This is a genomic window from Streptomyces sp. NPDC058375 (assembly GCF_042723425.1).
In the GTDB taxonomy this organism is placed as follows: Bacteria; Actinomycetota; Actinomycetes; order Streptomycetales; family Streptomycetaceae; genus Streptomyces; species Streptomyces durocortorensis.
The window spans coordinates 1-7,610 of record NZ_JBHXJG010000306.1; the positions used below are offsets into that span (position 1 = coordinate 1).

Sequence of the window (7,610 nt, forward strand, 5' to 3'; positions counted from 1 at the left end):
CAGCCGGGGTGCGGGCCCTTCCCGCGTCTGCACGGCCCAAAGGATCAGGCCGCCTTCGCCTTCGTCGCGTACATGTCCACGTACTCCTGGCCGGACAGCCGCATCACCTCGGCCATCACCGAGTCCGTCACCGCCCGCAGCACATAGCGGTCGCGGTCCATGCCCTCGTAGCGCGAGAACTCCATCGGCTCACCGAACCGCACCGTGACCTTGCCCGGCCGGGGCAGACCCGCGCCGCCCGGCTGCAGCTTGTCCGTCCCGATCATCGCGAACGGGATCACCGGCGCGCCCGTCATCAGCGTCAGCCGCGCGATGCCCGTACGGCCCCGGTAGAGCCGACCGTCGGGGGAGCGGGTGCCCTCGGGGTAGATCGCGAAGGCCTGCCCCTCCTCCAGCACCCGGCGGCCCGTCATCAGGGCCGCGACCCCGCCCCGGCCGCCGTCCCGGTCCACCGGGATCATGCCGCAGCCGGTGAAGAACCAGGCCATCAGCTTGCCCTTGAGCCCCTTGCCGGTGACGTACTCGTCCTTGCCGATGTAGAACACCGGCCGGTCGACGCAGACCGGCATGACCATCGAGTCGATGAACGTCAGGTGGTTGCCCGCGAGGATCACCGGACCGGTCCCGGGAATGTTCTCGGCGCCCTCCACCTGAGGGCGGAACATCAGGCGCAGAATCGGTCCGAGCACTGCCTTGATGACCGTGAGACGGGACAACGGTTCCTCCGGTGTCGTGGCCGGGCCGGCCGCGGTGGAACAGGGTCCAACGGGCGGTGGCCGGTGCCGACGGATGATGGTCGGTGCAGGTGAGGACGATACTCGCGGGTATGGGCTGATCGCACATCGGGTTCACGAAGCGGATACGCGGTGTTGACATGTGTTTCCGCCACGTTGGCCGAAGGTCCGCCCTCAGTTACGTCTCCCAGCCTACGATCGGGCCTCGCTCGACCGGTCCCGGACATCACCAAGCGAGGAGCATTCATGACGGAGCGTGCGTGGACGACCCCCGGCCGGCGGACCCTTCTGGGCGCCGCGGTCCTCGGCACCGCGGCCCTCGGCCTGCCCGCCGCCGCCCAGGCCGCCGACCGGGGCCGCGGCCACGGCGGCGGCCAGGGATCGCTGCGCGACCTGCCCGTGCCGACGGTGATCGGCCACCGCGGGGCCAGCGGCTACCGTCCCGAACACACCCTCGGCTCCTACCAGCTGGCTCTGGACATGGGCGCGCACGTCGTCGAACAGGACCTCGTGCCGACGAAGGACGGCCACCTCGTCTGCCGCCACGAGAACGACATCACCGGCACCACGGACGTCGCCGACCACCCCGAGTTCGCCGGCCGCAAGACCACCAAGAGCATCGACGGCGTCTCCTACACCGGCTGGTTCACCGAGGACTTCACGCTCGCCGAGCTGAAGACCCTGCGGGCCAAGGAGCGCATCCCGGGCAACCGCCCGGACAACACCCTCTACGACGGCCGCTGGGACGTCCCCACCTTCGAGGAGGTCCTGCGCTGGGCGGAGAAGGAGGGCCGCAAGCGCGGGAAGCCCGTCTGGCTGTACGTGGAGACCAAGCACCCCACCTACTTCCGCAAGCTCGGCCTCGGCCTGGAGGAGCCGCTCGCCCGCCTGCTGCGCCGCCACGGCCGGGACCGGAAGAACTCCCCGCTCATCCTCCAGTCCTTCGAGCCCAGCTCCGTCCAGCGTCTCGCCCGGCTCGTCGACACCCCGCGCATCGTCCTGCTCTCCGGCCCGAAGGAGCGCCCCTGGGACTTCGTCGAGTCGGGCGACCCGCGGACCGTCTCCGACCTGGTGAAGCCCGCGGGCCTGAAGTGGATGGCCTCCTTCGCCCAGGGCATCGGCCCCACCCTCGACCTGGTCATCCCCAAGGACGCCTCGGGCCGGCTCACCACCCCGACCACTCTGGTCCGGGACGCGCACGCCAAGGGGCTGCTGCTGCACCCGTACACCCTGCGCAACGAGAACAGCTTCCTGCCCGCCGACTTCCGGCGCGGTGGCGACCCCAATGCCTACGGAGACGTGTTCGGCGCCTACGCGGCCTACTTCGCCACCGGCATCGACGGCATCTTCGCCGACCACCCGGACACGGCGCTGCTCGCTGCGGCGGACTACGCGGGGCGCTGACGGGGTACGGGGCGGCGCACCCGGCGTACGCGAGGCGCGCCGTCAGTCGCGTGCCCCCGTATGCCCCGGTCGGGTGGTGTGGCGCGCCCGGGGCAACCGTCCGCCCCCACCGGCACGTCCGCCGGGGCATGACGCTTCTCGATCATGACCTCGACCCGGCCGCCGCCACCGCCCTCGTCGTCCGCGCGTTACAACCCCTGGTGCGCGCGGAGGCGAGGGCCGAGGCTCCCGCCGCCGGGGTCGATCCCGCCGACCTCGAACAGAGCGTCTGGTTGCGGCTGCTGGAGCGCCCGGCCGCTGCCGGACCGCCCGCCGACGCCGCCCGCTGGGTACGCGACACCGTACGGGCCGAGGCCCGCCGCGGCCGCCGCACGGTCCGGCGCGAACGCCCGTACGCCGGAACGGAACCCGTCGCCGGACCGGCCGACTGCCCGGAACGCGCCGCTCTCGGGGCCGCCGAACGCCGGGCACTGCGCTCCGCGATGGCCCGGCTGCCCGGCCGCTGCCCCCGGCTGCTGGAGGCACTGCTCGCCCCAGATGACCCGACCTACCGCGAAATCGCAGGGGAGTTGGGTATGTCACAGGGGAGTTTGGGTCCGATCCGTTCCCGTTGCCTTGGATGTCTGCGCAGAATGCTGGCTGCGGAGGTTGTCGCCCCATCCGTGCGGGGATAGGGAGCGGTAGGCAACCGGCGGACAGGTGAGCGGGAGGCGTGCACACATGGGCATGAGCGTGACCATCTCGGCGGCGACGGCACAGGATGTCGAGCAGATCTTCAGACTTCAGTACCTCTGCTTCCAGCGCGAGGCGGAGCTGTACGACAACTACCGGATCGACCCCCTCGTCCAGAGCCTCGAATCCCTGCGCGCCGAAGTCGCCGACGACCTGGTGTTCGTGGCCCGGCTCGGCGACGAAGTCGTCGGCGCGGTCCGGGGGTTCACCGACCCCGAGGGCACGGGCCTGATCGGCAAGCTCTGCGTCCACCCCCGCCTCCAGGGCCACGGCCTCGGCGCCCGGCTGCTGCTGGCCGCCGAGTCGGCGCTGACCGCACAGCGGGCGGCGACCCGCTTCCGGCTGCACAGCGGCCACCGCAGCGAAAGCAACCTGCGGCTCTACCGGAAGGCCGGATACGCCCAGGTCGGGGCCGTCACCGGAGCCGACGGCGTACAGGTGATCCTGCTGGAGAAGGACGCCGCCGACCGGGACTTCGTGGCCAGCGCCTGACCGGGCGCCGCGCGAGGTCAGGCGGAACGGGGCAGGTCGCAGCGGCAGGCCTCAGACCGCCACCGTCTTCGCGCGGCGCAGCCAGATCATCCCGGTGACCGGCAGGATCACCGGGATGAAGAGGTAACCCATCCCGAAGTCCGACCACACCGTCGAGTCCGGGAACGCGGCCGGCTCCGCCAGCGTCCACGCGCCGACGACCAGCACGCCCAGCAGCTCTGCGGCACAGCACACCAGCGCCGCCCTGCGGGCCTTCTCCCCGCCGCGCACCAGCGAGTACGTGATGAATCCGTACACCACGGCGGCGACGGCCGAGAGCGTGTAGGCCAGCGGGGCGCGGTCGAAGCCCCGGGCCATCTCGACGATCGTGCGCGAGGCCGCCGCGACCGTGAACACCCCGTAGAACCAGACCAGGACCCGGCCGGGCCCTGTGCCCAGCTCGAAGGGCGGCTTCGGGGCCGTGGCCACCTCGGAGCGGTCGGTGTCGCTCACGTCAGTTTCCCCAGATGTCATAGAGCCGGACCTCCAGAACCGCCAGCACGACCGCGCCCGCCGCCACCGTCACCGAGCCCCAGCGGGTCCGCTCGGTCAACGACAGGAATCCGGCCGCGGGCACGGCGGCGAACGAACCGATCAGATAGGCGATGAACACCGCCATCCCCTGCTCCGGCCGCTCCCCGCGCGCCAGCTGCACGACGCCCACCACCAACTGGGCCAGCGCCAGCACGGAGACGACCGCCATCCCGATGAAATGCCAGTCCTTCGTCGGCTGGTCCCGGTAGGCGGCATGTCCGCACCAGGCGGCGAGGGCGAGCGCGGTCACGGCGACCGCGACCGTCAGGGCGTCAAGCATGAGTCGAGGGTATTACGGACGGGACGCCCGCCCGCGTGCGGGCCCGAAGGCCGCGGAGGCGGCCACCGCTCAGGCGCCGGGACCGTGGCCTTGGCCACAACCGGCGGACTGTATTCCGCTCCCAGCCCGTGGAGCCGCCGTCGGCCGCGCCCCCGTAGGCACCCCTCGTAGGCACCTCGTCGTCGCAGGTCACAGGGGTGCACCGGAGATCGGGCGGCGGAACCGGAAGGTCGGGATCCGGCCATCCAGGGCTGTCCGCTATGCGGACAACCGGGATCGCGGCGACCTCACGTCTGTTTTACTTGGGCCCATGACCATGACGAGCAGCCGCACCCTTGCGACCGAGGCGATCAGCACGCCCGGTGCTCGTTGTATGTGTCGAATGCGCGCCTTCTGAGGGCCCCCGCCCGATCCTCGCGCCCCGAAGCGAGACCGAGCCTGTGCCGTTCGCAGTCCACGGAACGAGCCTGCCCGCGCATGCGCTGACCCCCGGCCGATCGCCGCCCGAAGCCATGCCGAGACGTAACCCGGCCCACCAGCCCGAACAGTCTCCTCGACGAATGCCCCGTGCCCGGCGGACACCGCGCCGCGCACTCGACAGTGACGGAAACCCCCTGTGATCACCACGACGGGCCTCACGAAGGTCTACCAGTCGCGCGACCGTGAGGTCACCGCACTCGACGGCGTCGACCTGCACGTCCGCGAAGGCGAGGTGTACGGCGTCATCGGACAGAGCGGCGCCGGCAAGTCCTCCCTCATCCGCTGCGTCAACCTCCTGGAACGCCCCACCTCCGGCACCGTGACGGTGGCCGGCCAGGACCTCACCGCTCTCGCCGGCCGCGGCCGGCGCGCGAGCGCCGAGCTGCGCCGGGCGCGCACTCGCATCGGCATGGTCTTCCAGCACTTCAACCTGCTGGACTCCCGCACCGTCCTGGACAACATCGAACTGCCGCTGGAGATCCTCGGCGTCTCCGGCCAGGCGCGCACCCGCAAGGCCAAGGAGCTGCTCGACCTGGTCGGCCTCGCCGACAAGGCGAAGTCCTACCCCGGGCAGCTCTCCGGCGGCCAGAAGCAGCGCGTCGGCATCGCCCGCGCCCTCGCCGGCGACCCCCAGGTACTGCTCTCGGACGAGGCGACCTCCGCGCTCGACCCCGAGACCACCCGCTCCATCCTCCAGCTGCTGCGCGACCTCAACCAGCAGCTCGGCCTCACCGTCCTGCTCATCACCCACGAGATGGACGTCGTCAAGACCATCTGCGACTCCGCGGCGCTCATGCAGCGCGGCAGGATCGTCGAGTCCGGGACCGTCGGCGAACTCCTCGCCACCCCCGGCTCCGAACTGGCCCACGAGCTGTTCCCGGTCGGCGGGAGTGCCTCCGGCCCGGACCGCACGGTCGTCGACGTCACCTTCCAGGGGGAGTCGGCCTCCCAGCCGGTCATCTCCCAGCTCTCGCGGACGTACAACATCGACATCTCGATCCTCGGCGCCGCGATGGACACCGTCGGCGGCAAGCAGATCGGCCGGATGCGCATCGAACTGCCCGGCCGGTTCGAGGAGAACGTCGTCCCCATCGGCTTCCTGCGCGAACAGGGCCTCCAGGCCGAGGTCGTCGAGGACGAGACCGGCCCGAAGACCCCTGCCGCGACCGCTGCGGCCGCCGCCGTACCGGAGCAGACGCCCGCCGCGATCACCAAGGAGGCCGTCAAGTGACCTGGTCCGAAATGCAGCCCCTGCTGACCCAGGGCACCTACGACACCCTCTACATGGTGCTGTGGTCCGCCCTGGTCACCGTCGTCGGCGGACTGCCGCTCGGCGTTCTGCTGGTCCTCACCGACAAGGGCGGACTGCTCCAGAACACCGTGGTGAACAAGGTCATCGGCGTGATCGTGAACATCGGCCGCTCGCTGCCTTTCATCATCCTGCTGATCGCTCTCATCCCCTTCACCACCTGGGTCGTCGGCACCTTCATCGGCCCCACCGCGATGATCGTGCCGCTCGCCGTCGGCGCCATCCCGTTCTTCGCCCGGCTCGTCGAGACGGCGATCCGCGAGGTCGACCACGGGCTCGTCGAAGCGGTCCAGTCGATGGGCGGCTCCATCCCCACGATCGTCCGCAAGGTTCTTCTCCCGCAGGCCCTGCCCTCGCTCGTCTCGGGCGTCACCACCACCCTCATCGTGCTCATCGGCTACTCCGCGATGGCCGGCGCGGTCGGCGGCGAAGGGCTCGGCTCCAAGGCCGTCACCTACGGATTCCAGCGCTTCGACAACCAGTTCATGCTGATCACCGTCGCGCTGCTGATCGTCATCGTCACCGTGATCCAGCTGATCGGCGACCTCACCGTCCGGCTGCTGGCCCGCCGGGGCCGCACCGCCTCCTGAGGCGCCGCCCCGCTCCTGAGGCACCGACTCCCAGAACTTTCCGTCCCACCGAGCCCGAACTCCTTGTCCGGGCGCACCACCAGTAAGAAAGAGGCACTTTTCGTGCGCAAGAACATCAAGATCACCGCAGCTGCCGCCGCCACCGCCGCCCTCTCCCTGGGCCTCAGCGCCTGCGGTACGTCCTCCGACCCGGCGTCCAAGAGCGAGACCGGCGCGAACGCCGACACCTCCAAGGCCCTCGTCGTCGCCGCGTCCCCGACGCCGCACGCCGACATCCTGAACTTCGTCAAGAAGAACCTGGCGGACAAGGAAGGCCTCAAGCTGGAGGTCAAGGAGTTCACGGACTACGTCCTGCCGAACACCGCCACCCAGAACGGCCAGGTCGACGCCAACTTCTTCCAGCACAAGCCCTACCTGGACGACTTCAACGCCAAGCAGAAGACCACCATCGTCCCGGTCGTCGACGTGCACCTGGAGCCGCTCGGCCTCTACTCCAAGACGGTCAACGACCTCAAGGACATCAAGGCCGGCCAGACCATAGCCGTCCCCAACGACACCACCAACGGCGGCCGCGCCCTCCAGCTGCTCGCCGAGAACGGCCTCATCACCCTCAAGGACGGCGTCGGCACCAGCGCCAAGCTGAGCGACATCACCGACAAGAAGGGCCTGGAGTTCAAGGAGCTGGAGGCCGCCACCGTGCCCCGCGCCCTGGACGACGTGGACGCCGCCGTCATCAACGGCAACTACGCCATCGAGGCCGAGCTGAAGCCCGGCAAGGACGCCATCGCCCTGGAGAAGGCCGAGGGCAACCCGTACGCCAACTTCCTCGCGGTCAAGGAGGGCAACGAGAAGGACCCGCGCGTCGAGAAGCTCTCGAAGCTCCTCAACTCCGACGAGGTCAAGAAGTTCATCGAGGACACCTACCAGGGCTCGATCGTCCCGGCCTTCGGTACCCCCGCCAAGTCCTGACCCCCGCCCGGCACTTGCCGACGGAGCCCCGCCCCTCCCTCCCCGGA

The 7,610-nt window shown here is 70.4% G+C and carries 9 protein-coding genes; 6 read left to right on the top strand and 3 right to left on the bottom strand.

The genetic code is table 11. The annotated features are described in order from the left end of the window. Nucleotides 1-44: 44 nt before the first annotated feature. A complete protein-coding gene (locus tag ACFWM7_RS31530) occupies nucleotides 45-716 on the bottom strand; it encodes a lysophospholipid acyltransferase family protein (RefSeq protein WP_383267150.1) in 672 nt (223 codons plus the stop codon). 264 nt (nucleotides 717-980) lie between these two features. Between ACFWM7_RS31530 and ACFWM7_RS31535 the strand changes: the two genes are divergently transcribed. The 3 genes from ACFWM7_RS31535 to ACFWM7_RS31545 all read left to right on the top strand — a co-directional run bounded on the left by ACFWM7_RS31535 (nucleotide 981) and on the right by ACFWM7_RS31545 (nucleotide 3,362). Next, nucleotides 981-2,138, top strand: a complete 1,158-nt coding sequence (locus ACFWM7_RS31535; protein ID WP_383267157.1) for a glycerophosphodiester phosphodiesterase — start codon at nucleotides 981-983, stop codon at nucleotides 2,136-2,138. A gap of 128 nt (nucleotides 2,139-2,266) precedes the next feature. Then, nucleotides 2,267-2,812 (top strand): sigma-70 family RNA polymerase sigma factor, encoded by a 546-nt coding sequence (locus tag ACFWM7_RS31540; protein WP_383267159.1) that lies wholly within the window; start codon nucleotides 2,267-2,269, stop codon nucleotides 2,810-2,812. Nucleotides 2,813-2,858: 46 nt separating this feature from the next. Continuing rightward, a complete protein-coding gene (locus ACFWM7_RS31545; RefSeq protein ID WP_383267161.1) occupies nucleotides 2,859-3,362 on the top strand; it encodes a GNAT family N-acetyltransferase in 504 nt (167 codons plus the stop codon). A gap of 51 nt (nucleotides 3,363-3,413) precedes the next feature. Here ACFWM7_RS31545 and ACFWM7_RS31550 read toward each other — a convergent pair whose 3' ends face one another. Both ACFWM7_RS31550 and ACFWM7_RS31555 read right to left on the bottom strand, forming a co-directional pair. Beyond that, a complete protein-coding gene (locus ACFWM7_RS31550; protein WP_205082680.1) occupies nucleotides 3,414-3,854 on the bottom strand; it encodes a hypothetical protein in 441 nt (146 codons plus the stop codon). A 1-nt stretch (nucleotide 3,855) separates the two neighbouring features. Then, nucleotides 3,856-4,215 carry a hypothetical protein gene (locus ACFWM7_RS31555; RefSeq protein WP_003970287.1) on the bottom strand — a complete coding sequence of 120 codons (360 nt, stop codon included), beginning with the start codon at nucleotides 4,213-4,215 and terminating at the stop codon, nucleotides 3,856-3,858. Nucleotides 4,216-4,831: 616 nt separating this feature from the next. Here ACFWM7_RS31555 and ACFWM7_RS31560 point away from each other — a divergent pair. From ACFWM7_RS31560 to ACFWM7_RS31570, 3 genes are all read left to right on the top strand, one after another. Beyond that, nucleotides 4,832-5,926 carry a methionine ABC transporter ATP-binding protein gene (locus tag ACFWM7_RS31560; RefSeq protein WP_383267165.1) on the top strand — a complete coding sequence of 365 codons (1,095 nt, stop codon included), beginning with the start codon at nucleotides 4,832-4,834 and terminating at the stop codon, nucleotides 5,924-5,926. Then, the gene (locus ACFWM7_RS31565) at nucleotides 5,923-6,594 is read left to right on the top strand and encodes a methionine ABC transporter permease (RefSeq protein ID WP_030799984.1); all 672 of its coding nucleotides are present in this window, start codon (nucleotides 5,923-5,925) and stop codon (nucleotides 6,592-6,594) included. Before ACFWM7_RS31560 ends, ACFWM7_RS31565 begins: the two co-directional genes overlap by 4 nt. Before the next feature lie 102 nt (nucleotides 6,595-6,696). Beyond that, complete coding sequence (locus tag ACFWM7_RS31570) at nucleotides 6,697-7,563, top strand: MetQ/NlpA family ABC transporter substrate-binding protein (protein WP_383267168.1); 867 nt, start codon at nucleotides 6,697-6,699, stop codon at nucleotides 7,561-7,563. The last annotated feature ends 47 nt before the right edge of the window (nucleotides 7,564-7,610 follow it).